The sequence below is a fragment of the Burkholderia paludis genome, assembly GCF_000732615.1.
GTDB lineage: Bacteria > Pseudomonadota > Gammaproteobacteria > Burkholderiales > Burkholderiaceae > Burkholderia > Burkholderia paludis.
Genome location: NZ_JPGL01000072.1, coordinates 28,855 through 51,739 on the forward strand (window position 1 = coordinate 28,855; position 22,885 = coordinate 51,739).

21 protein-coding genes are annotated in these 22,885 nt (G+C 68.0%); 15 read left to right on the forward strand and 6 right to left on the reverse strand.

The window, feature by feature from the left end; all coding sequences use genetic code 11:
• Positions 1–104: 104 nt before the first annotated feature.
• The 4 genes from GQ56_RS0132990 to GQ56_RS0133015 all read left to right on the forward strand — a co-directional run bounded on the left by GQ56_RS0132990 (position 105) and on the right by GQ56_RS0133015 (position 4,069).
• The gene (locus tag GQ56_RS0132990) at positions 105–1,235 is read left to right on the forward strand and encodes a branched-chain amino acid ABC transporter substrate-binding protein (RefSeq protein ID WP_031402718.1); all 1,131 of its coding nucleotides are present in this window, start codon (positions 105–107) and stop codon (positions 1,233–1,235) included.
• On the forward strand, positions 1,232–2,722 hold the full coding sequence (locus tag GQ56_RS0133000) for an aminotransferase class IV (protein WP_075123083.1): 1,491 nt from the start codon (positions 1,232–1,234) through the stop codon (positions 2,720–2,722). The genes GQ56_RS0132990 and GQ56_RS0133000 overlap by 4 nt, the downstream gene beginning before the upstream one ends.
• Before the next feature lie 289 nt (positions 2,723–3,011).
• Complete coding sequence (locus tag GQ56_RS0133010; RefSeq protein WP_031402719.1) at positions 3,012–3,467, forward strand: RbsD/FucU family protein; 456 nt, start codon at positions 3,012–3,014, stop codon at positions 3,465–3,467.
• Positions 3,468–3,631: 164 nt separating this feature from the next.
• Positions 3,632–4,069, forward strand: a complete 438-nt coding sequence (locus GQ56_RS0133015) for a DoxX family protein (protein ID WP_031402720.1) — start codon at positions 3,632–3,634, stop codon at positions 4,067–4,069.
• A gap of 94 nt (positions 4,070–4,163) precedes the next feature.
• Here GQ56_RS0133015 and GQ56_RS0133020 read toward each other — a convergent pair whose 3' ends face one another.
• Together GQ56_RS0133020 and GQ56_RS0133025 are read right to left on the reverse strand one after the other, a co-directional pair.
• A complete protein-coding gene (locus GQ56_RS0133020) occupies positions 4,164–5,474 on the reverse strand; it encodes an MFS transporter (protein WP_031402721.1) in 1,311 nt (436 codons plus the stop codon).
• 314 nt (positions 5,475–5,788) lie between these two features.
• A complete protein-coding gene (locus GQ56_RS0133025; RefSeq protein ID WP_052001551.1) occupies positions 5,789–6,967 on the reverse strand; it encodes a branched-chain amino acid ABC transporter substrate-binding protein in 1,179 nt (392 codons plus the stop codon).
• A gap of 574 nt (positions 6,968–7,541) precedes the next feature.
• Between GQ56_RS0133025 and GQ56_RS0133030 the strand changes: the two genes are divergently transcribed.
• The gene (locus GQ56_RS0133030) at positions 7,542–8,336 is read left to right on the forward strand and encodes an AraC family transcriptional regulator (RefSeq protein ID WP_031402723.1); all 795 of its coding nucleotides are present in this window, start codon (positions 7,542–7,544) and stop codon (positions 8,334–8,336) included.
• Positions 8,337–8,406: 70 nt separating this feature from the next.
• Here GQ56_RS0133030 and GQ56_RS0133035 read toward each other — a convergent pair whose 3' ends face one another.
• Both GQ56_RS0133035 and GQ56_RS0133045 read right to left on the reverse strand, forming a co-directional pair.
• The gene (locus GQ56_RS0133035; RefSeq protein ID WP_031402724.1) at positions 8,407–8,670 is read right to left on the reverse strand and encodes a hypothetical protein; all 264 of its coding nucleotides are present in this window, start codon (positions 8,668–8,670) and stop codon (positions 8,407–8,409) included.
• A 286-nt stretch (positions 8,671–8,956) separates the two neighbouring features.
• Entirely contained in the window at positions 8,957–10,849 is a 1,893-nt protein-coding gene (locus tag GQ56_RS0133045; protein WP_031402725.1) for a bifunctional sugar phosphate isomerase/epimerase/4-hydroxyphenylpyruvate dioxygenase family protein, read from the reverse strand.
• Between the two features lie 257 nt (positions 10,850–11,106).
• Between GQ56_RS0133045 and aroQ the strand changes: the two genes are divergently transcribed.
• From aroQ to GQ56_RS0133060, 3 genes are read left to right on the forward strand one after another with little or no spacing between them, the layout of a single operon-like run.
• A complete protein-coding gene (gene aroQ / locus GQ56_RS0133050; protein ID WP_031402726.1) occupies positions 11,107–11,562 on the forward strand; it encodes a type II 3-dehydroquinate dehydratase in 456 nt (151 codons plus the stop codon).
• On the forward strand, positions 11,559–12,413 hold the full coding sequence (locus GQ56_RS0133055; RefSeq protein ID WP_031402727.1) for a shikimate dehydrogenase: 855 nt from the start codon (positions 11,559–11,561) through the stop codon (positions 12,411–12,413). Before aroQ ends, GQ56_RS0133055 begins: the two co-directional genes overlap by 4 nt.
• Before the next feature lie 32 nt (positions 12,414–12,445).
• Positions 12,446–13,780, forward strand: a complete 1,335-nt coding sequence (locus tag GQ56_RS0133060) for an MFS transporter (protein WP_031402728.1) — start codon at positions 12,446–12,448, stop codon at positions 13,778–13,780.
• Positions 13,781–13,892: 112 nt separating this feature from the next.
• Here the strand turns inward: GQ56_RS0133060 and GQ56_RS0133065 are convergent, their stop codons facing one another.
• Complete coding sequence (locus GQ56_RS0133065) at positions 13,893–15,002, reverse strand: 2-aminoethylphosphonate--pyruvate transaminase (RefSeq protein ID WP_031402729.1); 1,110 nt, start codon at positions 15,000–15,002, stop codon at positions 13,893–13,895.
• A gap of 302 nt (positions 15,003–15,304) precedes the next feature.
• On the opposite strand from GQ56_RS0133065, the gene phnS reads away from it, so the two are divergent.
• From phnS to GQ56_RS0133100, 7 genes are read left to right on the forward strand one after another with little or no spacing between them, the layout of a single operon-like run.
• Positions 15,305–16,393, forward strand: a complete 1,089-nt coding sequence (gene phnS, locus GQ56_RS0133070) for a 2-aminoethylphosphonate ABC transporter substrate-binding protein (protein ID WP_031402730.1) — start codon at positions 15,305–15,307, stop codon at positions 16,391–16,393.
• Between the two features lie 34 nt (positions 16,394–16,427).
• Positions 16,428–17,531, forward strand: a complete 1,104-nt coding sequence (phnT, locus tag GQ56_RS0133075) for a 2-aminoethylphosphonate ABC transport system ATP-binding subunit PhnT (RefSeq protein WP_031402731.1) — start codon at positions 16,428–16,430, stop codon at positions 17,529–17,531.
• Positions 17,509–18,429: a 2-aminoethylphosphonate ABC transporter permease subunit gene (gene phnU, locus GQ56_RS0133080; protein WP_031402732.1), complete on the forward strand. Its 921-nt coding sequence runs from the start codon at positions 17,509–17,511 to the stop codon at positions 18,427–18,429. Before phnT ends, phnU begins: the two co-directional genes overlap by 23 nt.
• Positions 18,419–19,279 carry a 2-aminoethylphosphonate ABC transport system, membrane component PhnV gene (gene phnV, locus GQ56_RS0133085; RefSeq protein ID WP_031402733.1) on the forward strand — a complete coding sequence of 287 codons (861 nt, stop codon included), beginning with the start codon at positions 18,419–18,421 and terminating at the stop codon, positions 19,277–19,279. Before phnU ends, phnV begins: the two co-directional genes overlap by 11 nt.
• Positions 19,276–20,583: a phosphonoacetate hydrolase gene (phnA, locus tag GQ56_RS0133090; protein ID WP_031402734.1), complete on the forward strand. Its 1,308-nt coding sequence runs from the start codon at positions 19,276–19,278 to the stop codon at positions 20,581–20,583. The genes phnV and phnA overlap by 4 nt, the downstream gene beginning before the upstream one ends.
• The gene (phnY, locus tag GQ56_RS0133095; protein ID WP_031402735.1) at positions 20,580–22,034 is read left to right on the forward strand and encodes a phosphonoacetaldehyde dehydrogenase; all 1,455 of its coding nucleotides are present in this window, start codon (positions 20,580–20,582) and stop codon (positions 22,032–22,034) included. The genes phnA and phnY overlap by 4 nt, the downstream gene beginning before the upstream one ends.
• A gap of 4 nt (positions 22,035–22,038) precedes the next feature.
• Positions 22,039–22,590, forward strand: a complete 552-nt coding sequence (locus tag GQ56_RS0133100) for a phosphonate degradation HD-domain oxygenase (protein ID WP_031402736.1) — start codon at positions 22,039–22,041, stop codon at positions 22,588–22,590.
• Positions 22,591–22,689: 99 nt separating this feature from the next.
• Here GQ56_RS0133100 and GQ56_RS46760 read toward each other — a convergent pair.
• On the reverse strand, positions 22,690–22,885 hold a 196-nt coding region (locus tag GQ56_RS46760), incomplete at its 5' end, for a hypothetical protein (protein WP_235212803.1).

The window sequence follows — 22,885 nt, forward strand, 5'->3', positions numbered from 1 at the left end:
AACGAAACAAATTCACGAATCGATCCGCCCAATGTTTATCGGATTTCGCGATGGCTGTCGATAATCGTAGCATCCGTCAACGACAAAGCTGCGAGGAAATCGTCATGCGTTCCCGATGTCTGCTGCTGGCGCTTGCGCCGTTCGTACTGGCCGTTCCCGCGTTCGGCGCGGACACGGTCGTCGTGGGTTATGCCGGCGCGCTCACGGGCGCGCAGACGCATTTCGGCGAGGACAGCGCGCGCGGCATCCGGCTCGCGATCGACGAAATCAACGCCGGCCATCCGGAAATCGCCGGGCATCCGGTCACGTTCGCGCTCGATGCACAGGACGACCAGGCCGACCCGAAGGTCGCGACGACGGTCGCGCAGCGCTTCGTCGACACGCACGTCAGCGCCGTGATCGGCCATCAGAATTCGGGGACGTCGATCGCCGTCGCGCGGCTCTACGCGACGGCGAACATCGCGGAGCTCACGCCGTCGGCAACCAATCCGGCGTTCACGCGGCTCGGCTATCGCACCACGTTCCGCCTGCTCGCGAACGACGATTTCCTCGGGCAGGCCGTCGCCCGCTATGCGCTCGGGCAACTGCACGCGCGCCGCATCGGCGTCGTCGACGATCGCACGGCGTACGGGCAGGGCATCGCGGACGTGTTCGTCGGCGCGCTCGGCGCGTCGGGCGCGAGCGTCGTCGGGCGCGAATACACGACCGACAAGGCGTTCGACTTCGGCGCGCCGCTGACGCTGCTGAAAGGCAAGGCGCCCGATGCGATCTTTTTCGGCGGGATGGATACGCAGGGCGGCCCGATGCTCAGGCAGATGAGGAAATTGCGGATGGCCGCACCGCTGCTCGGCGGCGACGGCCTGTGCACGCACGAGATCCTGAAGCTGGCCGGCGAGGCGCTCGACGGCAACCTCGTGTGCGCGGACGGCGGCCGCAGTCTTGCAAAGATGCCCGGCGGCCCGGCGTTCGCGGCGCGCTTCTCGCAGAAGTTCGGCGTACCCGTGCAGCTTTACGCGCCGTATGCGTACGACGCGATGATGGCCGTCTACCACGCGGTGATGCTCGCGCAGTCCACGGATCCCGCGAAGATCGTCGATGCGCTGCATCGCGTCGACTTCCAGGGGGTGACCGGCCGGATCGCATTCGACGCAAACGGCGAACTGCGTCATCCGGCCGCAACGATTTCGACGTTCAAGGGAGGCAACAAGGTGACTTTGTCGGAGGTAGTCAAATGAATACGCGGATTCTTCCCGTGGGCACGGCGTCGCTGCGCGACGTCGCCCGTCCGGTCGACGACGTCGGTGCGCCCGCGGTGCGCGAAGCCGCACGCGCATTGAATGCCGCGCTGCGCGCGTTTCGCGACGAGCACGGCTTCGGCCGTGCGGTCGCCGCGCAGCAGATCGGCATCGGGCAGCGGATGATCGCACTCGCGCTGGACGGCTGGCCGGACGTGATCGTGAACCCCGAGATCGTGTGGCGCAGCGACGCGCGGATGACGCTGTGGGACGACTGCATGTGCTTTCCGGAGCTGTTCGTGCGCGTCGAGCGCCACGCCTCCGTGAGCGTGCGCTACACGACGCTCGACGGCGAGTCGCATCGGCGCGACGCGTTGTCGCCCGACGTGTCGGAGCTGCTGCAGCACGAGATCGATCATCTCGACGGCAAGCTGTCGTTCGATCGCGCGACGGGGCCGAATGCGGTCGTGCATCGCAGCGTGTTCGACGCCGATCGCGCATCGTTCGCCGCGCAGGTCGACCATGCGCCGGGCGTCCCCGAGGCGGCGCAAACCGCATCGCACGGCGCGCCGCCCGTCGAGGCGCTCGCGTTTCCGCGCGGCGCCGCGTACATGAACGGCCGCTTCATCCCGATCGCCGATGCGCGCGTGTCGGTGCTCGACTGGGGTTTCCTGCATTCCGATGTCACGTACGACACCGTGCACGTCTGGAACGGCCGCTTCTTCCGCCTGGACCAGCACATCGCGCGGTTCAGGCGCTCGCTGGCGAGGCTGCGGCTGAACGTGCCGCTGAGCGACGATGCGCTGCGCGACATCCTCGTCGAATGCGTGCGCCGCTCGGGCCTGCGCAACGCGTACGTCGAGATGCTGTGCACGCGCGGCGTGTCGCCCACCTTCAGCCGCGACCCGCGCGACGCCGTGAACCAGTTCATCGCGTTCGCGGTGCCGTACGGCTCGGTCGCGAACGAGCGGCAGTTGCGCGAGGGCCTGCACCTGCACGTGATCGACGACGTGCGGCGGATCCCGCCCGAATCGGTCGATCCGCAGGTCAAGAACTATCACTGGCTCGATCTCGTCACGGGGCTGATGAAGGGCTACGACGCGGGCGCGGAATCGGTCCTGCTGAAGAGCACCGACGGCGGCATCGCCGAGGGGCCGGGATTCAACGTGTTCGTCGTGCGCGACGGCCGGCTCCGGACGCCCGATCGAGGCGTGCTGCACGGCATCACGCGGCAGAGCGTGTTCGAGCTGGCGGCGTCGATGGGTATCGACGCGCAGGCCGAGCGCATCGACGATGCGCAACTGCGCGACGCGGACGAAGTGTTCATCACGTCGACGGCCGGCGGGATCATGCCCGTCACGCGGCTGAACGGCGCGGCGATCGGCGACGGCCGGCCGGGCCCGCTGACGCGTCGGCTGTTCGACGCGTACTGGGCGAAGCACGAGGATCCCGCGTGGAGCCTCGCGGTCGATTACGCGGCCGGCTGAGCGCGGCCGTGCCGGCGCGTTGCCCCGGCGGCCGCTGCCGCCGGGCGACGGAGGGCGATGCGTTCGGCGGGCCGCTGCGGTTCTCGCGGGCGCGGCGGCGTCCGGCGGCGCGGCGAGCTGACGGGCGCGGGCATCGGCGGCGGCAATGCGTCGGGCTGCCGCGCGACGGTCGCGGGGTGCATCGACGAGATGCCGGGCGCGGCGTCGTGACGCGAGCGACGGATGCCCGGCGGCTGCCGGGATCGGGTAACGTTATGCGATTCGTTCCTGATCCCGGAGACTAGCCGACATGCTGAAGAATCTCGATCCGCTGCTGCACGCCGACATCCTGCACACGCTGCGCGCGATGGGCCACGGCGACGAAATCGCGATCTGCGACGCGAATTTCCCGGCGGAATCCGTTGCGGAGCACACGGTGGTCGGCCGAGCGTTGCGGATCGACGGCGCCGATTCGGCGCGCGTCGTGCGTGCGGTGCTGTCGGTGCTGCCGCTCGACACGTTCGTCGACACGCCCGCGTGGCGGATGGAAGTCGTCGGCGACGCCGCGGCGGTGCCGCCTGTCCAGCGCGAGGTGCAGGCCGAGATCGATCGCGCGGAAGGGCGCGCGGTGCCGCTCGCGGGGATCGACCGTTTCGCGTTCTACGAGCGCGCGCAGCAGGCTTACGCGGTGATCGTCACAGGCGAGCTGCGCGGTTACGGCTGCTTCGTCTTCAAGAAGGGCGTGCTGTTGAGCGACGCGGGCTAAACGCTCGATTCGTGCCGCCGCCTGTGGGGCGCGCGGCCGCCGCCGTGTAAAGATTTGCTACAACCTTTTTCTTGGACCCGGCCGCAACTCTGTCTATGCTGGCCCATTTGCCGCCGGCCCCGCAGGGCCGCGCGGCCGGCCGAATTGCATACGAGGAGAAAGGCATGATGCGTCCCGTCGATTCCGGCGTCATTTTTTTCGCGCGCCTGGCGCTGGCGGCGTTGTTCCTGTGGGGCGGCGTGATGAAGCTGCTCGGCTACGGCGATTTCATCGGTTACCTGCATGGGCTGAACGTGCCGTATCCGCAGGTGATCGGGCCGGTCGTCGTTGCGATCGAGGGGCTCGGCGGGCTGCTGCTGATCGTCGGCTACAAGGTCAGGCCGCTGGCACTGCTGATGGCGTTCTACACGGTGGCGACCGCGATGGTCGGGCACAATTTCTGGGACGCGACGGACGCCGCGATCCAGCACGACATGGTGATCCACTTCTGGAAGAACATCGCGATCGCCGGCGGTTTCCTGCTGCTGTTCGTCACCGGCGCCGGCGGCATGAGCATCGACGGCCTGCGCCGGCCGAGCTCGACGTACCGCGTGCTGCGCTGATCGGCACACCCGCCGTCGCGACGCCGCAAAACAAAAGGGCCGAACCCCTCGGGATTCGGCCCTTTGTTCATCGAGCGGGCAGGAGCGCCGGCGCTCAGTGTGCGTCCTGCACGTCCTTCGCATCCTTCGAGAACTGCACGGCGATCGCGCCGAGCACGCAGATCGCCGCGACATACACGACCGGCGCGAACGGGTTCGACTTCATCATCAGCGACACGATGACCGGCGTGAGTCCGCCGAAGATCGCATACGCGACGTTGTACGAGAACGAGATGCCCGAAAAGCGCACGACGGCCGGGAAGCTCCTGACCATCACGAACGGCACCGCGCCGATCGTGCCGACCATGAAGCCCGCGATCCCGTAGTAAAGCGGCAGCGTCGATGCGTCGGCCGCGACTTGGACAAACAGCAGGTAGTAGCACGCGGCCAGCCCGATGCCGCCGATGCCGAGCACGCGCTTCGCGCCGATCCAGCCGGCCAGCGAACCCGCGGTGATGCAGCCGGCCGTCAGGCACAGCGTCGCGACGCTGTTCGCGAACAGCGTCGTCGCGGGCGTCAGGTGGAACTGCTTTTGCAGCAGCGCGGGCGTCATCAGGATCACGACGACGATCGCGGCCGACAGCATCCACGTGAGCAGCATCGACACGATCACCGCGCGGCCATGGTCGCGCAGCACGGCCTTCAGCGGAATTTCGGCGGCGAGCGCCTTTTTCGCCTTCATCTCGGCGAACACCGGCGTTTCGTGCAGCCAGCGGCGCAGGTACACGGAGAACAGCCCGAACACGCCGCCGAGCAGGAACGGAATGCGCCACGCGAACGCGGCGACCTCGGCGGTCGAGTAACGGCTGTTGATGCCGGCGGCGACGAGCGAGCCGAGCAGGATGCCGGCCGTCAGGCCCGCTGTCAGCGTGCCGCACGCGTAGCCGATGTGGCGCGACGGCACGTGCTCGGACACGAACACCCACGCGCCCGGCACTTCGCCGCCCACCGCCGCGCCCTGCAGCACGCGGAACAGCAGCAGCAACACCGGCGCGAGGATGCCGATCGTGTCGTAGGTCGGCAGCAGGCCCATCAGCAGCGTCGGCACGGACATCATCAGCACGCTCAGCGTGAACATCCGCTTGCGGCCGAACAGGTCGCCGAAATGCGCCATGATCACGCCGCCGAGCGGACGCGCGAGATAGCCGGCCGCGAAGATGCCGAACGTCTGCAACTGGCGCAGCCAGTCGGGAATGTCGTGCGGGAAGAAAAGCTGTCCTATCGCCGGCGCGAAGAACACGAAGATGATGAAGTCGTAGAACTCGAGGGCGCCGCCAAGTGCGGCAAGGCCAAGGGTCTTGTAGTCGCCGCGCGAGAGCGGGCGTTCGGCGGCGCGAGGCGCGCCGCTCAATTCGGAAGCTTGCATGGTCAGGACGATCGGTATTCGAATGTTGTTGTCGGTGCTGCGTCTCCAGGGCCCGCTATCGGCATGGACTGGCAAGGCGCGGCTTGCGTCGTCGGAAGCGTGCCGCGTGCCGGATGGGGCGCGAGGCGCGCACCGCCGCACCGGGATGGGGCGCGGCGGGGACGATGCGTGAAAGCGGGTGGGAGGATTCTACAGGAGCGCGAAATGCGTGCGCGCGGATGCGCACCGAGGATCGTTTCGGACCGCGAAGCCGAAGCGCGCGGCGCCGGCGGCCGGTGGGCCGCAGGCGCGCCGCGCGGGCGGGTGCCGGCGTATCAGTTGCCGGCGATCGTATCGACCGGCTTGAACGCGCCGTGCTCGACCTTGTAGATCGTCACCGGCGCATCCTTCAGGTCGCCCTTCGCGTCATACGCGATGCTGGGGGCCGACACGCCCTTGATCGACACCTTGCCGAGATACGGCGTATAGACCTTCGGATCGGTCGAGTTCGCGTTCTTCATCGCGGTGAGCAGTGCGATCGTGCCGTCGTACGAGTAAGGCGAGTAAGTGATCACGTCTTCGTTGAAGCGCGCCTTGTAGCGCGCCGCGTAGCCGGCGAAGCCCGGCATCTTTTCCTTCGGCAGCCCGCCCATGTAGACGATCGCGCCTTCGGCCGCCTCGCCGCCCACCTTCAGGAACGTCGGCGAGCGCGACATCTCGCCCGTCACGAACGCCGACTTCATCCCGAGCTGGCGCATCTTGCGGATCATCGGCGACGATTGCGCGTCCCCGCCGCCGTAGAAGATCGCATCCGGGTTCATCCCCTTGAGGTTGGTGAGGATCGCGGAGAAATCGAGCGCCTTGTCGTTCGTGAAGTCGCGCTTGACGATCGTGCCGCCCGCCGCCTCCACGGCCTTCGCGAACTCGTCGGCGATGCCCTGGCCGTACGCGGTGCGATCGTCGATGATCGCGATGCGCTTGAAGCGCAGCGTCTTCACCGCATACGTGCCGACGATGCGGCCGGCCTGCGCGTCGCTCGTCAGCAGCCGGTAGGTCGTCTTGTAGCCGCGCGCCGTGTATTGCGGCGACGTCGCCATCGAGATCTGCGGCAGCCCGGCGCGATCGTACAGGTCGGACGCCGGAATGCTGGTGCCCGAGTTGAAGTGGCCGATGATCCCGCGCACGTTGTCGTCGATCAGCCGTTGCGCGACGGTCGTGCCCGTGCGCGGGTCGGCCTGGTCGTCCTGCGAGTCGAGCTGGAACGTGACGGGCTTGCCGTCGATCGTCGGACGCGTCGCGTTGAAATCCGCGATCGCGAGCTGCACGCCTTTCTGCATGTCCGTGCCGTAATTCGACTGCGGGCCGGTCAGCGGTGCGGCGAAACCGATCTTGACGACGTCGGCGGCGATGGCGTGCGCGCCCGACAGTGCGCAGGCGGCGGCCAGCGCGACGTGCGATACCTTCAGCTTCACTTTCACTTCCCCTTGATGGCGTGGTTGGGCTGCCGCCGGCATGCGGGCCGGCGGCCGGTGCGAGGGCCGCACGCCGTCCGCGAGCTGTGCCGGAATCGGCGTGCGCGATGACGGATGCGGCGAGCCGTGCGTGCCGATTGCTGCAGCGGCGGGATGTCGTCTCGTGACCGTGAAGCGAAGTCTAGATAGCGAAAATGTGGGCGTCTTGCGTGTTCGATGCGTGGCCGGCGACGATATCGGCATATCGTCGATAACCCTGATATATGCTGAAATCGTCACCTGGAATGCGCAAACGCGCCAAGACGCGGGGCGTCCGCATTTTTAGGATGGTGGGTTCGCGCGTGCGTGCGGCGCAGTGTGGCGGGCGGCAGACCGGCAGCGGCGCATGCATGACGACATGCGCCTTTCCGGCGGGTTCGTCGCCGCATGCCGGTTGCCGTACGCGCGACGCAGCGGTTGCACGCACAACATGTGCCGCGACTCGACGCGACGCAACGCCATCTGGCAGGCGGCGCGCCGACGCAACTGCCGCCCGCTTGCCCGCCTCCGGCGCACCGCGACCGGAGGGGCGCTTCTATAATCGACGCCATCTGCCACTCGCACTGCGGTTGCCGGGATGACGACCTTGCTTGCCGTACCGCCCATGAGCCTGCCCGAACCGTTGCGCTACCAGCCCGAGAATGCCGATTTCGGCGCGATGCTCGCGCACTTCCGCCTGCTCGAACCGGTGTTCGATGCGCTGCCGGACGTCGCGTTCTTCGTGAAGGACGAGAGCGGCCGCTATGCGATCGTCAACCGTACGCTGGCGATGCGCTGCGGCTACAAGGACAAGCGCGACCTGCTCGGCAAGACGGCCGACGCGGTGTTTCCGCGCCGCTTCGGCCGCAGCTATTTCGAGCAGGACATGGCGACGATCAACGCCGGCCAGCAACTGACGGACCAGCTCGAACTGCACCTGTACCCGGGCCGCCAGCCGGGCTGGTGCCTGACCTGCAAGGAGCCGCTGCGCGACGCCGCGGGCAGGGTGGTCGGCCTGGCGGGCATTTCGCGCGACCTGAAGGCGCACGAGGGATCGCACCCGGCGTACAGCCGGCTCGCCGACGTGGTCCAGCACATCCAGGATCACTACGTGCAGCCGCTGAACCTGAAGCATCTCGCGCAGATGGCCGGGATGTCGGTTGCGCAGCTCGAACGCTACTTCCACAAGGTGTTCCATCTGACGCCGCGCCAGGTGCTGCTGAAGACGCGGCTCGATGCGGCCACCGCGCTGCTCGTCACGCACGACAAGGTGACCGATGTCGCCGCGCTATGCGGCTATACGGATCACAGCGCGTTCACGCGCCAGTTCAAGGCGACGGTCGGCGTGACGCCGACGGAATACCGGTTGATGCTGCAGGAGCGGGCAGGATGACGCGACACGCCGCAAGGGCCGGCGCGTCGCAGGGATCGGGGTGTGGCGGGGAAACGGGGAAGCCGGCGGCTCAGCGGTAGCCGAGGCCTTTCAGGATGGCCGTGCCGTCCGCGGTCAGCCGGAAGCTCGGGGCCGTATCGGCGTCGAGCCTGACCATCTCGACGAGGCCGGCTTCCTGCAGCGCAGGCAGTTCGGGTTTGGCGTTCGCGCCGATCGGTGCGTGCAGCAGCACCAGCAGCGTCGCGATTTCATGATGACTGAGCAGGCGGCGCAGCATCGTCTTCTTTGCAGGGGGCGCGGCCTGGCGGCCCGCGGGTGCTTCTACGGCGCTCATCGCTTTCCTCCTTTTCAAGATAACCATCGGGTACTGGTTCCGGATGGTGCCGTCGAAGACTTAAGCGATTCTTAAAACCGCGGCGGGCGATGCGATGTTGCGCTGCGGTATGGGTTACGGGATGTAACGCCAGGCGTGGCGCGGCTCCCGGCCGATCCCGGCCAGCCGCGCGGGCCGGTACGCGGCGGCGATATTCACCATCATGGTGCATATTTGATCAGGCCCTTTGAAGTAATCGCGGGTCGCGCGGCAATCCGGCCCGGCTGCCCCGATTCCACTCCTTCCCTTATTTCCTGCGCTGCGCCTGCGCGGCGAGCCGCACGGCCGCGTTCGCCGCGCCGTACCCGTCGTATCCGCCGCGCCGTTCGACGATCTCGAGCGAGAAGCGGTTGTCGACCAGCTCCGTATAGGCGTGCAGGAATTCGCCGCCGTGTTCGTCGCGGTCGTACAGCAGGTGATGGGTGCTCAGCGTGTCGACGAGGGCGTCCGGCAGCGCGTAGCGGGCGGCGAGATCGTCGTAGTAGTTGGGCGGAATGCGCAGGAACGGGATGCCGTCGGCCACGAACGCGGCGATCGTCTTCACGATGTCGTCGGTGCGGAACGCGACGTGGTTCAGCCCGGTGCCGTGATAGCGGTCGAGCGACTCGGCCACCGCCGTGTGGCGGTCGACCGACGCGTTCAGCGCGATCCGCACCGAGCCGTCGGCGCTGCGCACCGCGCGGCTGCGCATCAGCCCGTACGGGTCCGGCACGAGCCAGCTGCGCTCGGCCTCGAAGCCGAACGCCGTCTTGAAGAACAGGATCCATGTGTCGAGCGCGTCGGCCGGCAGCGCGAGGCACACATGGTCGATGCCCGTCAGCGGGCCGACTTCGCTCGGGCCGTCGATATCGGTCAGCGCGAAGTCCGATTCATAAAGCGTCGGCGCGTTCGGCGCTTCGTCGACGAAATACTCGAGGCTGCCGTCCGGCGCCTGCACGCCCGGCAGCACGCGCTCGTTCGGTCCGACGCGGCCGGAGAACGGCGCATAGCCGAAGCCGGCCGCGCGCTCGAACGCCACGTTCGCGTCGTCCACGCGGAACGCCGATGCGCACAGCGACAGCCCGTGGCGCTGGAAGAAGGCATCGGCGAACGAGTCGCGCTCCGCGTTCAGCACGATCGATGCGGCGCCGTGCTGGAACAGCGTCACGTCCTTCGAGCGATGCCGGCCGGCGAGCCGGAAACGCATCCGGCCGAGCCATTCGCCGACGGTCGCCGCCGCCTGCGCGTCGACCGCGAACTCGATGAACTGGAACCCGACATGCGCGGGCGGCGCCGGCGGCGCGAACAGCGGCTGGGTGGCGGCCGGCGCCCGGCCGTCCCGGGCGAGCCGTTCGCGCGTCAGTTCTTCCAGATAGAGCAGCGAGCGATGGCCGTCGGCGGCCGTGATCGCGGTCGGCGCCGCGCGGAAGCCGTCGTTGAAGATCTCGAGCGACAGCGGTCCCGTATAACCCGACTCGATCACGCGCGCGGTGAAGCGCGCGAGGTCGAAGTCGCCCTGGCCCGGGAACGAGCGGTAGTGGCGGCTCCATTCGAGCACGTCCATTGCGAGCTTCGGCGCGTCGGCGATCTGCACGAAGGCGATGCGGTCGCCGGGAATGTCGGCGATCGCGTCCGGCGAATCGTCGAGCGACAGCGTGTGGAAGCTGTCGAGCGCGAGGCCGAGATGCGGGCTGTTCACGGCGTTCACGAGCTTCCACGCATGGCCGTACCGCTTCACGACGCGGCCCCACGCGAGCGCTTCGTATGCGGCGATCACGCCGGCCTGCCGCGCGGCTTCCGCGAGCGCGCCTAGCTGGTCGACGAGCAGCCCGTCGTCCGCGATCGTATCCGCCGACACATTGCTGCACACGAGGATGCGATCGGCGCCGAGCGCGTGCATGACGTCGAATTTGCGCTTGATGCGGTCGAGGTTGCGGGCGAGCTGGGCGGCGCTCACGCCCTCGAAGTCGCGAAACGGCTGGAACAGCACGATGTCGAGGCCGAGGTCGGCGGCCATGCGCCGGACGTCGGCCGGCGATCCGTCGAAGTAGACGAGGTCGTTCTCGAAGATTTCGACGCCGTCGAAGCCCGCGGCCTGGATGGCGGCGAGTTTCCCGGCGAGCGTGCCGGACAGTGACATGGTGGCGATCGAGCGCTGCATGGGCGAATCCTGCGGATGAGCGGGGCATGGCGCCGGTCGTGCGGGCCCTGAATGAACCAGTCGTTGAATTCCGTACGCGCGCCATATCCCGAATTTACTGGGCTGGTGATGCGTATTGTACAAACTAACTAGATGGTACAAATTAGCGAAAACCCGAAAAGACAGCCTCCCTGCACGGGCGCACACTAGCGTCAAATTCCGATGTCTTCGGGGCGGAAACGGTCACGGTCCGCCCCTGTTTCAGGAGCAGAATCACCATGAGCAAGCACAAGGTGCTGGTGCTGAACGGCCCCAACCTGAATCTGCTGGGCACACGCGAGCCCCATATCTACGGCGCGGAAACGCTCGCCGATGTCGAGCAGCGCTGCCGCGCGGCGGCGGCGGGGCTCGGTCTGGAGATCGACTTCCGCCAGTCGAACGCCGAGCACCAGCTGATCGACTGGCTGCATGCCGCGCGTCACGACACGCACGGCATCGTGATCAACCCGGCCGCCTACACGCACACGTCGGTGGCGCTGGCCGATGCGCTTGCCGCGATCGCGAAGCCGGTGATCGAGGTGCATATCTCGAACGTGCACCGCCGCGAGGCGTTCCGTCACCATTCCTACGTGTCGGCGGTCGCCGAAGCCGTGATCTGCGGCTGCGGCACCGAGGGCTACGTGTTCGCGCTGCAGCGTCTGTCGACCCTGTTCGCGCAGGGAGCCGCACGATGAGCCGGCCGTCGTTTCTGATCGGCCTGATCGGCCAGGGCATCGGCGGGTCGCTGTCGCCGGCGATGCACGAGGAAGAAGGATTCCGCCAGGGGTTCGGCTATGTCTATCGGCGCATCGATCTCGATGCGCTCGGCGTGACGGTCGATGCGCTGCCGCAGTTGCTCGATGCCGCGCAGCGGCTGGGCTACAACGGCCTGAACATCACGCACCCGTGCAAGCAGCGCGTGATCGAATACCTCGACGCGCTGTCGGACGACGCGCGCGCGCTGGGCGCGGTGAACACCGTGCTGTTCAAGGACGGCAAGCGGATCGGTCACAACACCGACTGGTCGGGTTTCGCGAAAGCGTTCGGCCGCGGGTTGCCCGGCGCGTCGCTCGAGCGTGTCGTGCAGCTCGGCGCGGGCGGCGCGGGCGCGGCCGTCGCGCACGCGGCGCTGCAGATGGGGGCGGCCGGGCTGACGGTCTTCGATGTCGACGGCGCGCGGGCCGCCGCGCTCGCGGACGAGCTGCAGTCTCGTTTCCCCGCGGCGCGGGTCGTCGCGGGCGGCGATCTCGCGGGCGCGATGCGCGCCGCGACGGGCCTGATCCACGCGACGCCGACCGGCATGGTCAAGCATCCGGGCCTGCCGTTGCCGGCCGAATTGCTCCATGCGGGCATGTGGGTGGCCGACATCGTGTATTTCCCGCTCGAAACCGAACTGCTCCGCGCCGCGCGCGCGGCCGGCTGCGCCACGTTGCCGGGCGGCGGGATGGCGGTCTACCAGGCCGTCGATGCGTTCGAACTGTTCACCGGACGCACGCCCGACGCCGAGCGGATGTTCGGGCACTTTCAGTCGCTCGTCACGCGCTGACCCCATCCAGAAAGAGAGACCAGGAGACGACCATGCAGCACACCACCCACACGAGCGCCGCGCCGGCGCAGGCGGCCGGCACGGTCCGGCGCACCTCGGCGCGTTACAGGATTCTCGCGCTGCTCGCGATCGGCACGATGATCAACTATCTCGACCGCACCGTGCTGGGGGTGGCTGCGCCGCAGCTCACCAGGGAGCTCGGCATTAACGCGGCCGTGATGGGCATCATGTTTTCCGCGTTTTCGTGGACCTACGTGGCCGCCCAGGTGCCCGGCGGCCTGTTCCTCGACCGCTTCGGCAGCAAGATCACCTATTACTGGTCGATGACGCTGTGGTCGCTGTGCACGTTCCTGCAGGGCTTCGTGCCCGGCGTCGCGACGCTGCTCGCGTGCCGTCTCGGTCTCGGCGTCGCGGAAGCGCCGTGCTTCCCGACCAACAGCCGGGTCGTCGCCACCTGGTTTCCGCAGAACGAGCGCGCGATGGCGACGGGAACCTATACCGTCGGCGAGTACATCGGCCTCGCGTTCTTCAGCCCCGTGCTGTTCGCGCTGATGGGCGCGTTCGGCTGGCGCTCGCTGTTCTGGGTCGTCGGCACGGTCGGCATCGTGTTCGGCTTCGTCTGGTGGAAGTTTTATCACGAGCCGCGCAACCATCCGGCCGCGAATTCCGAGGAACTCGCGTATATCGAGGCGGGCGGCGGCCTCGTGCACGGCGTGCGCAAGGACGGCGGCAAGGGCAGGCAGACGTCGTTCAGCTGGGCGATGGCAGGCCGGCTGCTGAAGAAGCGCCAGCTTGCGGGCATCTGCCTCGGCCAGTTCGCCGGCAATTCGACGCTCGTCTTCTTCCTGACCTGGTTCCCGACCTACCTCGCCACCGAGCGCCACATGGGCTGGCTGAAGATCGGCTTCTTCGCGGTGATGCCGTTCATCGCCGCGTCCGTCGGCGTGATGTTCGGCGGCTTCTTCTCCGACTGGCTGCTGCGCCGCGGCAAGTCCGCGAACCTCGCGCGCAAGCTGCCGATCATCGCCGGCCTGCTGCTCGCGTCGACGATCATTCTCGCGAACTACGTGCAGAGCAACGAAGCCGTGATCGCGATCATGTCGGTCGCCTTCTTCGCGCAGGGGATGGCCGCGCTCGGCTGGACGCTCGTGTCCGACATCGCGCCGGACGGCCTGCTCGGCGTCACGGGCGGTATCTTCAACTTCGCGGCGAACCTCGCGGGAATCGTCACGCCGCTCGTCGTCGGCTTCATCGTCGCGTCGACCGGTTCGTTCGTCGGCGCGCTCGTGTTCATCGGCGTGATCGCGCTGGTCGGCGCGCTGTCGTACATCTTCGTCGTCGGCGACATCAAGCGGATCGAGCTGTAGGCGTCGCTTCCACGCACGTCTCGTGCGTTGGCCCGGCGGCCGAAGGGCCGCCGGGCTTTTTTGTCGGTGCGCCGCCCGGCGTGCCGGTCCGTACTCCGGGTCGCGCGCGGCTTCAGGCGCGCTGCACGGCGATGCCGAGCGATTCGACCGCCCGCGCGATCGCGGCGACCGCGCGCCGGATATCGTTCGCGTCGATCGCGCCGATGCAGCCGACGCGGAACGTCTCGAGCTGCGTGAGCTTGCCCGGATACAGGATGAAGCCCGCGTCGCGCACCGCGTCGTAGAAGCGGCGGAAATCGTAGGCCGGATGGGCGGGGGCGTGGAACGTGACGATCACCGGCGCCTGCACGCTCGCGTCGAGGAACGGCGCGAAGCCGAGCGCGCGCATCGATTCGACCAGCGTCCGGCAGTTGTCGGCATAGCGCGCGCCGCGCGCCGGCTGGCCGCCTTCGGCGAGGTACTGGTCGAGCGCGGCGCGCAGTGCGGCGATCACGTGCGTCGGCGGCGTGAAGCGCCACTGGCCCGTCTTGCGCAGGTACGCGTACTGATCGTGAAGATCGAGCGCGAGCGACGGCGAGTTGCCTTCGCTCGCGTCGAGCGCGTCGCGACGCACGATCGCGAATCCCATCCCCGGTACGCCTTCGAGGCATTTGCCGCTGGCCGAGATCAGCGCGTCGATGCCGCTGTCCGCCAGTGCGATCGGCAGCGCGCCGAACGAACTCATCGCATCGACGATCAGCCGCTTGCCGTGACGCCGGCACACGGCGGCGATCGCGTCGAGCGGGTTCAGGATGCCGGCGCTCGTCTCCAGATGCACCTGCGCGACGTGCGTGATGCGCGGCTCGCGTGCGAACGCGGCTTCGATCGCGGCCGGATCGACGGCTGCGTCCTCGCCGAACGGCAACGCGATCGCTTCGATGCCGAGCCGGCCGAGGATCTTCAGGATGCGCGCGCAGTACGCGCCGTTGTCGGGCACGAGCACCACGCCGTCGCGCGGCACCAGCGTGCCGAGCGCGGCCTCGACCGAGAACGTGCCGCTGCCCTGCATCGGCACGCACACGTACTCGTCGCCGCCGTGCGCGATGGCGACGAGATCCGCGCAGACGCTGGCCGTCAGTTGATTGAAAGCGGCATCCCAAGAGCCCCAGTCATGTTGCATTGCGTGGCGGGTCGTGGCGGACGTGGTGAGCGGGCCGGGCGTGAGAAGGATCGGATCGGACATGGTTTTTCCTTGCAAAGGTAGGACGAAACACCGGGCGGCATTTCTGAATGACTTGCATGATATTGGCAAAATGTGTCATTTTTTGGAAATTGTGGGAATCGTCACGGGTTTGTCATCGAACGCTGTGATCCTTCGCTTGCCGCGAGAAACCACCCACTGCGCGGCAGCGAGGCGAGGCCGGTTGTCGGCCTGCCCGGATAACAGGCCTTGCACGGGGCAGGAGTCGGCGCCGAAGCGCCAGCTCCGGCCGACAGAGCCGGTGTGCCCCCGGCCATTTGGTGTTCCGCCTACGGAGAAGTGAGATGACACTGCAGAAATCCTCGCGCGCCGCTGCCGGCGCGTTCCGCAAGCTTGCGCTGGCCGCCAGCGTCGCCGGCCTGATGGGCGCCGCGTTGCCCGCGCACGCGGCGAGCGCGGTCGTGCTCTATACGGCAGACGGCCTCGAGAATCTCTATCGCGATGTGCTGCCGGCGTTCGAGAAGAAGGAAGGCGTCAAGGTCAACATCGTGACGGCAGGCAGCGGCGAGGTCGTGAACCGCGCGAACATCGAGAAGAATTCCCCGAAGGCGGACGTGATCGTCACGCTGCCGCCGTTCATCCAGCAAGCTGGCCAGATGGGCCTGCTGCAGCCGTACCAGAGCGTGAACTACAAGAACGTGCCGGCCATCGCGAAGGCCGAGGACGGCACGTGGGCGACGTTCGTGAACAACTACTTCTCGTTCGCGATCAACCCGGACGTCGTGAAGAGCCAGCCGAAGACGTTCGCCGACCTGCTGTCGCCGGCCTACGCCGGCAAGGTCGCGTACTCGAACCCGGCCACGGCCGGCGACGGCATGGCCGTGCTGATCCTGACGACTTCGCTGATGGGCGAGGACAAGGCGTTCGACTACCTCGCGAAGCTGTCGCAGAGCGTGAAGTTCCATACGAAGGGCACCGGTTACCTGAACGTGCTGCTGTCGCGTAACGAGATCAGCGTCGCGAACGGCGACCTGCAGATGGATCTCGACGACGCCGAACACGGCGCGCTGTCCGTCAAGCCGATCTTCCTGGCCGCGAAGGACGGCGACCAGCCGACCACGTTCCAGCTCCCGTACGGCATCGGCCTGATCAAGAGCGGCCCGAACCAGGACGTGGGCAAGAAGCTGATCGACTACCTGATGTCGACGGACGTGCAGTCGAAGGTGCCGGACATGTTCGGCATCCCGGGCCGCACCGACGTGCCGCTGACGGGCAAGAACGGCGAGGCGGTCAAGAAGGCGATTGCCGGCGTGAAGCTGATTCCGGTCGACTGGTCCCAGGTGATGGCGAAGAAGCCGGTGTGGATCGAGCGCTGGAAGAAGGACGTGATCGGCAGCTCGGGCAAGCAGCTCGACGTCGTCAAGCCGAAGTGATCGGCGCGCGCCGCCTGTATTCGTGAGCAAGAGGATGAACCCGGTGGAAACCGCCCTGACCCATCCCGGCGCATTCGGCGCCGCCGAACCGCAAGCGACGCTGCGGTCCGGCGCGCCGGGCGGCGTGCAGATCGAACACCTGAGCGTGCGCTACGGCGCACGCACGGTGCTGGAAGATCTGTCGCTGTCCATCGGCGCCGGTGAATTTCTGACCGTGCTCGGCAAGAGCGGCTGCGGCAAGACCACGCTGCTGCGTTTCATCGCCGGGTTCGTGAAGGCCGACGGCCTGACCGGCACGCTGACCGTGGCCGGACGCGACCTGACCTATGCGCCGCCGCACAAGCGCAATCTCGGCCTGCTGTTCCAGAACTACGCGCTGTTCCCGCACCTGTCGGTGTTCGAGAACGTCGCATTCGGGCTGCGCGCACGCGGCATGGCGTCGTCGGAAGTGACGCGCCGCGTCGCCGACGCGCTGAAGCTCGTGCAGCTCGGCGACGCGGGCCATCATCTGCCCGCGCAACTGTCGGGCGGGATGCAGCAGCGCGTCGCGCTGGCACGCGCGCTCGTGATCGAGCCGGACGTGCTGCTGCTCGACGAGCCGCTGTCGGCGCTCGACGCCAACCTGCGCGCGTCGGTGCGCAGCGAACTGAAGGCGCTGCACGAGCGCCTGCCGAACCTGACCGTCGTCTGCGTGACGCACGACCGCGACGACGCGCTCGTGCTGTCCGACCGCGCGTTGCTGATGCGCGACGGCCACATCGCGCAGCTCGGCACGCCGCAGCAGTTGTACGACGCGCCGCGTGACGGCTACGTCGCCCGCTATCTCGGCCCCGCGAACCTGCTGCCGCCGCACGTGATCTTCCCGCTCGGCGATCCGCGCCACGAAGTGCGCGGCAAGGTGGCCTGCGTGCGCCCCGAGCGCCTGACCGTGATGCCGCCCGCCGCGGGCGGGCTGCACGGCACGGTGTCGTCGGTCGAATGGCAGGGCGCGGACCTGTCGATCGCGGTCACGATCGATGCGGCGCCCGACGAGCCCGTGCGCGTGACGATGCAACGCGGCCGCGGCGCGGCCCCCGAGCGCGGTGCGCGCGTTTCCCTGCATTGCGAGGCAGACGATGTCGTCCTTATCGAGCCCTGAAGCCGGCCTGCCGCCGCACGTGCTTGCGTCGGCCGCCGCACATGCCGCCGCCGCGCGCCGCCGCAAGCGCATGGGCGACCTGCACCTCGCCGCGCTTGCGATCGTCGTGCTCGGCCCGCTCGTCGTCTATCCGCTGGTGCGGCTGGTGCTGCTGAGCGTGTCGGGCGATCACGGGCTGAGCCTGGCCGCGTACCGCACGTTCTTCGGCAACCCCGATACGCGCGACGTGCTGGTGACGACGCTCGGCGTGCTGTTCGCGAGCGCCGGCACGGCCTCCGTGCTCGGCGTGCTGCTGGCCGCGCTGCTGTTCTTCAAGCCGTTTCCCGGCGCGTCGCTCGTCACGCGCTTCCTGGAGCTGTACGTCGCGTTCCCGTCGTTCCTGGTCGCGTTCACGCTGATCTTCCTGTACGGCTCGCAAGGGTCGATCAGCATCGCGCTGCAGCACCTGTTCCACCTGGAGGAGCCGCCGCTGAACTTCCTGTTCGGCATCGGCGGCGTGATTCTCGCGCAGACCGTGTTCTATACGCCGTTCGTCGTGCGGCCGACGCTCGCGTCGTTCGCCACGCTCGATCTGCGGCTGATCGAAGCCGCGCGCAGCCTCGGCGCGTCCGGCTGGATGCTCGCGCGCCGCGTCGTGCTGCCGATCGCGTGGCCGGGCATCGCCGCGGGCACCGTGCTGTGCTTCCTGCTGACGCTGAACGAGTTCGGGATTCTGCTCGTGCTGGGCAGCGCGCGGCTCGTTACGCTGCCGGTCGCGATCTACAGCAGCGCGACCGTCGACCTCGATTTGCCGACCGCGTCGGCCGGCGCGGTCGTGATGCTGGCGTTGTCGCTGGCGCTTTATGCGGTTTATCGCCGGGTGAACCGGCGTGCGACGGGAGGGAACGATGGCCGCTGAATTCCGTATCGGGCAAGCCGTGCCGCGCCACCGGATCGGCTGGAGCGACACGCTGCTCAAACATGCGTCGCGCGTGGCGCTCGCGCTGGCCGCGTTCGCGTGCTTCTGGTTGTTCGTGCTGCCCGTCGTCGTCGTCGCGCTGTCGAGCGTGTCGACGCAGTGGTCGGGCACGATTCTGCCCGCCGGCTACAGCCTGCGCTGGTTCGAGCGGCTCGGGTCGCCGGAATACGATGCGCTGCTGACGAGCCTCGAGATCGGCTTCGGCGTGTCGGCGTTCGGCACGATGCTCGGGCTGTGGCTCGCGCTTGCGCTCGAAGGGCGCGACCGGCGCGGCCTGGGCGCGGTGGTCGACGCGCTCGTGATGGTGCCGAACGGCGTGCCGAGCGTGGTGCTCGGGCTGGCGGTGCTGATTGCGTATCACCAGAAGCCGCTCGACCTGTCGAGCTCGGCGGCGATCGTCGTGCTCGTGCAGCTCGCGCTGATCCTGCCGTTCTGCTATCGCTGCGCGGCCGCCGCGCTGCGGCCGGAGCTGACCGTGCTGCGCGAAGCGGCGGCGAGCCTCGGCGCGCCGCCCGCGATGGTGCTGCGCCGCGTGCTGCTGCCGCAGCTCGTGCCGGCGCTGCGCGCGAGCCTCGCGCTCGGTTTCGCGCTGTCGCTCGGCGAGCTTGGCGCGACGCTGACGGTTTATCCGCCCGGCTTCGCGACCGTGCCGATCGTCGTGATCGGTCAGGTGGAGCGGGGGTATTACCTTCCGGCATCGGCGCTGTCGCTGCTGATGCTCGGCGCGTCGCTCGCGGCGCTGCTGCTGATCGCCGCGCGTGTGCCGCGCGGCAAGCGGGCGGCATCATGAACGCCGCGTTCGCATTGCGCCAGCCCGGCGAAGCGGGCGCGACCGGCGCATCGACGGAGCTTGCGGGACGTTCCGTCGACGTCAACGGCCGGCATTACCGGCTGCCGGTCGAACCGACCGTCGTCGTCTGCGTCGACGGCTGCGAGTACGACTACCTCGAACGTGCCGTGGAAGCGGGCGTCGCGCCGTTCATCGGCCGGATGATCGCGGAAGGCACGGCCTGGCGCGCCGATTGTGTCGTGCCGACCTTCACCAACCCGAACAACCTGTCGATCGTCTGCGGCGTGCCGCCGTCGGTCCACGGGATCTGCGGCAACTATTTCTGGGATCCGGCCGCCGACGGCGGGCGCGGTGCCGAAGTGATGATGAACGACCCGGCCTACCTGCGGGCCGGCACGCTGCTCGCGGCGGCGTCCGACGCCGGTGCGCGGGTGGCCGTCGTGACCGCGAAGGACAAGCTGCGCCGGCTGCTCGGCTGGCAGCTGAACGGCATCTGCTTCTCCGCCGAGAAGGCCGCGCAGGCGAATCTCGCCGAAAACGGCATCGTCGACGTGCTCGACTGGGTCGGCCTGCCGTCGCCGAACGTCTACAGCGCGGCGCTGTCCGAATTTGTGTTCGCGGCCGGCGTGCGGCTCGCGCAGACGCGCCAGGTCGACCTGATGTACCTGTCGACCACCGACTACGTGCAGCACAAGTGCGAGCCCGGCAGTGCCGGCGCGAACGCGTTCTACGCGATGATGGACGGCTATCTCGCGCAGCTCGACGCGCTCGGCTGGGCGATCGGGCTCACGGCCGACCACGGGATGAATGCGAAGCACGATCCCGCGACGGGCCGGCCGAACGTGATCTACCTGCAGGATGCGTTCGACGGCTGGTACGGCGCGCAGGCGGCGCGCGTGATCCTGCCGATTACCGATCCGTACGTCGTGCATCATGGCGCGCTCGGTTCGTTTGCGACGATCTACCTGGCTACGGGCGTCGACCGGGCCGAGGCGATGTGGCGCGTGGGCGGCCTCGACGGCGTCGAGCTCGTGCTCGACAACGCGGAAGCCGCCGCACGCTTCGAATTGCCGGCCGACCGGATCGGCGATCTCGTCGTGATCGGACGCCGCGACATGACGCTCGGCACGCGCGAGCGCGAACACGACCTGTCGGGCCTCACGGTGCCGTTGCGCTCGCATGGCGGCGTGTCGGAGCAGGAAGTGCCGCTGTTGTTCAATCGCCGTATCGAGCGGGACGATCCCGCGCGTCGCCCGCGCAACTTCGACGTGTTCGATTTCGTGCTGAACCGGGTCGCGACATGATGGCTCATCCCCGACACGATCACCCGGCGTTCCGCGCCGAAACGCTGCGCTGGTGCGGCACGCGCGCGGCGCGCGAACGCACGCTCGACGTCATGGACCCTTACACGGGCACGCGCGTCGGGACGGCGCCGCTGGCAAGCGTTGACGACGTGCGCGCGGCGTTCGACTACGCGATGGCGTACCGGCCGACGCTGACGCGCTACGAGCGTTCGCAGATCCTCGAGCGTGCGGCCGCGCTGCTGCGCGAGCGTACCGAGGAAGCGTCCGACCTGATCACGCTCGAATCGGGGCTGTCGAAACAGGATTCGCGCTACGAGATCGGCCGGGTTGCCGACGTGCTGAAGTTCGCGGCGGTCGAGGCGTTGCGCGACGACGCGCAAAGCTTCTCGTGCGACCTGACGCCCCACGGCAAGGCGCGGCGCGTGTTCTCGCAGCGGCAGCCCCTCGACGGGGTGATCGTCGCGATTACCCCGTTCAATCATCCGATGAACCAGGTGGCGCACAAGATCGCGCCGGCGATCGCGACCAACAACCGGGTGATCGTGAAGCCGTCCGAGAAGGTGCCGCTGTCGGCGTTCTATCTGGCCGACCTGCTGTACGAGGCGGGGTTGCCGGAGCCGATGCTGCAGGTGCTGACCGGCGATCCGCGCGAGATCGCGGACGAGCTCGTCACCCATCCGCATGCGTCGCTGATTACATTTACGGGCGGCGTGGCGATCGGCAAGGCCATCGCCGCGCGGGCCGGCTACCGCCGCATCGTGCTGGAACTGGGCGGCAACGATCCGCTGATCGTCCTCGAGGACGCGGATCTCGAGCGCGCGGCGTCGCTGGCGGTGCTCGGGTCGTACCGGAATTCGGGCCAGCGCTGTACGGCCGTCAAGCGCATGCTGGTGCAGCGCTCGATCGCGCCCGCCTTCACCGAGTTGCTGGTCGAGAAGACGCGCGCATGGAAATACGGCGATCCGTTCGATCCCGCGAACGAAATGGGCACGGTGATCGACGAAGAGGCGGCGCGGCTGTTCGAGGCGCGGGTCGGGGAGGCGGTCGCGCAGGGCGCGCGCCTGCTGACCGGCAACGTGCGGCGCGGCGCGCTGTATGCGCCGACCGTGCTCGACAACGTCGATCCGTCGATGACGATCGTGCGCGAGGAGACTTTCGGCCCCGTTTCGCCGGTGATCACGTTCGACACGATCGACGACGCGATCCGCATCAGCAACGGCACGGCGTTCGGGCTGTCGTCGGGGGTCTGTACGGACAGCACGGCGGCGGTCGTGCGGTTCGTGAACGAGCTGAACGTCGGTACGGTGAATGTGTGGGAAGTACCCGGATACCGGATCGAGCTGTCGCCGTTCGGCGGGATCAAGGATTCCGGGCTCGGTTACAAGGAAGGCGTGCAGGAGGCGATGAAGAGCTTCACGAACCTGAAGACGTTTTCGCTGCCTTGGGAGTAGACGAATGGCATTGACGGTGCAAGAGATCCACGGGCTGTATCGCGAGCATGGCCATGTGGCCTATAGCGGCGAGCCGGTCACGCAACTCGAACATGCGCTGCAGAGCGGCTTGCTGGCGGAAGAGGCGGGCGCCGGCGAGGCGCTGGTCGCGGCGGCCTTTCTGCACGATCTCGGTCATCTGCTGAATCGCCAGGGTGAAACGCCGAGCGCGCGCGGGATCGACGATCTGCATCAGTACTATGTGCTGCCGTTTCTGCGGCCGCTGTTTTCCGACGCGGTGCTGGAGCCGATCCGGCTGCACGTCGACGCGAAGCGCTGCCTGTGCCGCACGGACGCCGGCTACTTCGAGAGCCTGTCGCCGGATTCGGTGCGCAGCCTCGCGCTGCAGGGCGGCGTCTTCAGCGAGGAGGAGACGGCGGCGTTCCTGCAGCGCCCGTTCGCGGCGGACGCACTGCGTCTGCGCCGCTGGGACGATACGGCGAAGGAGGAAGGCAAGACGACGCCGGATCTCGATCACTATATGGAGATCGTCGCGCGCCAGGCGCGCGCGGCCTGACGGTTCGGCCTCGTCTTTATGAAGCCCCGCACGCGGCAGCGTGCGGGGCTTCATATTTTTTGAGAAACCCCTTGCGCGATTCGAGGCAGGTACCTACAATCACGCCTCTTTCGCGCTAACGGAAACACGGCGCGGAAGGGGAAGCGAAGCTGGTGGTGTGCTGCAGTCCGGAGTGCGCAACTGGCCCAGGAAGTTGAACCCCGCAGTCGCAACGAAGCAGTAAAAAAGTTGTTGACGAGCTGCGAAACACGGTTCATAATCTCGCTTCTCTGCTGCTGAAAACGCAGCGCTGCTG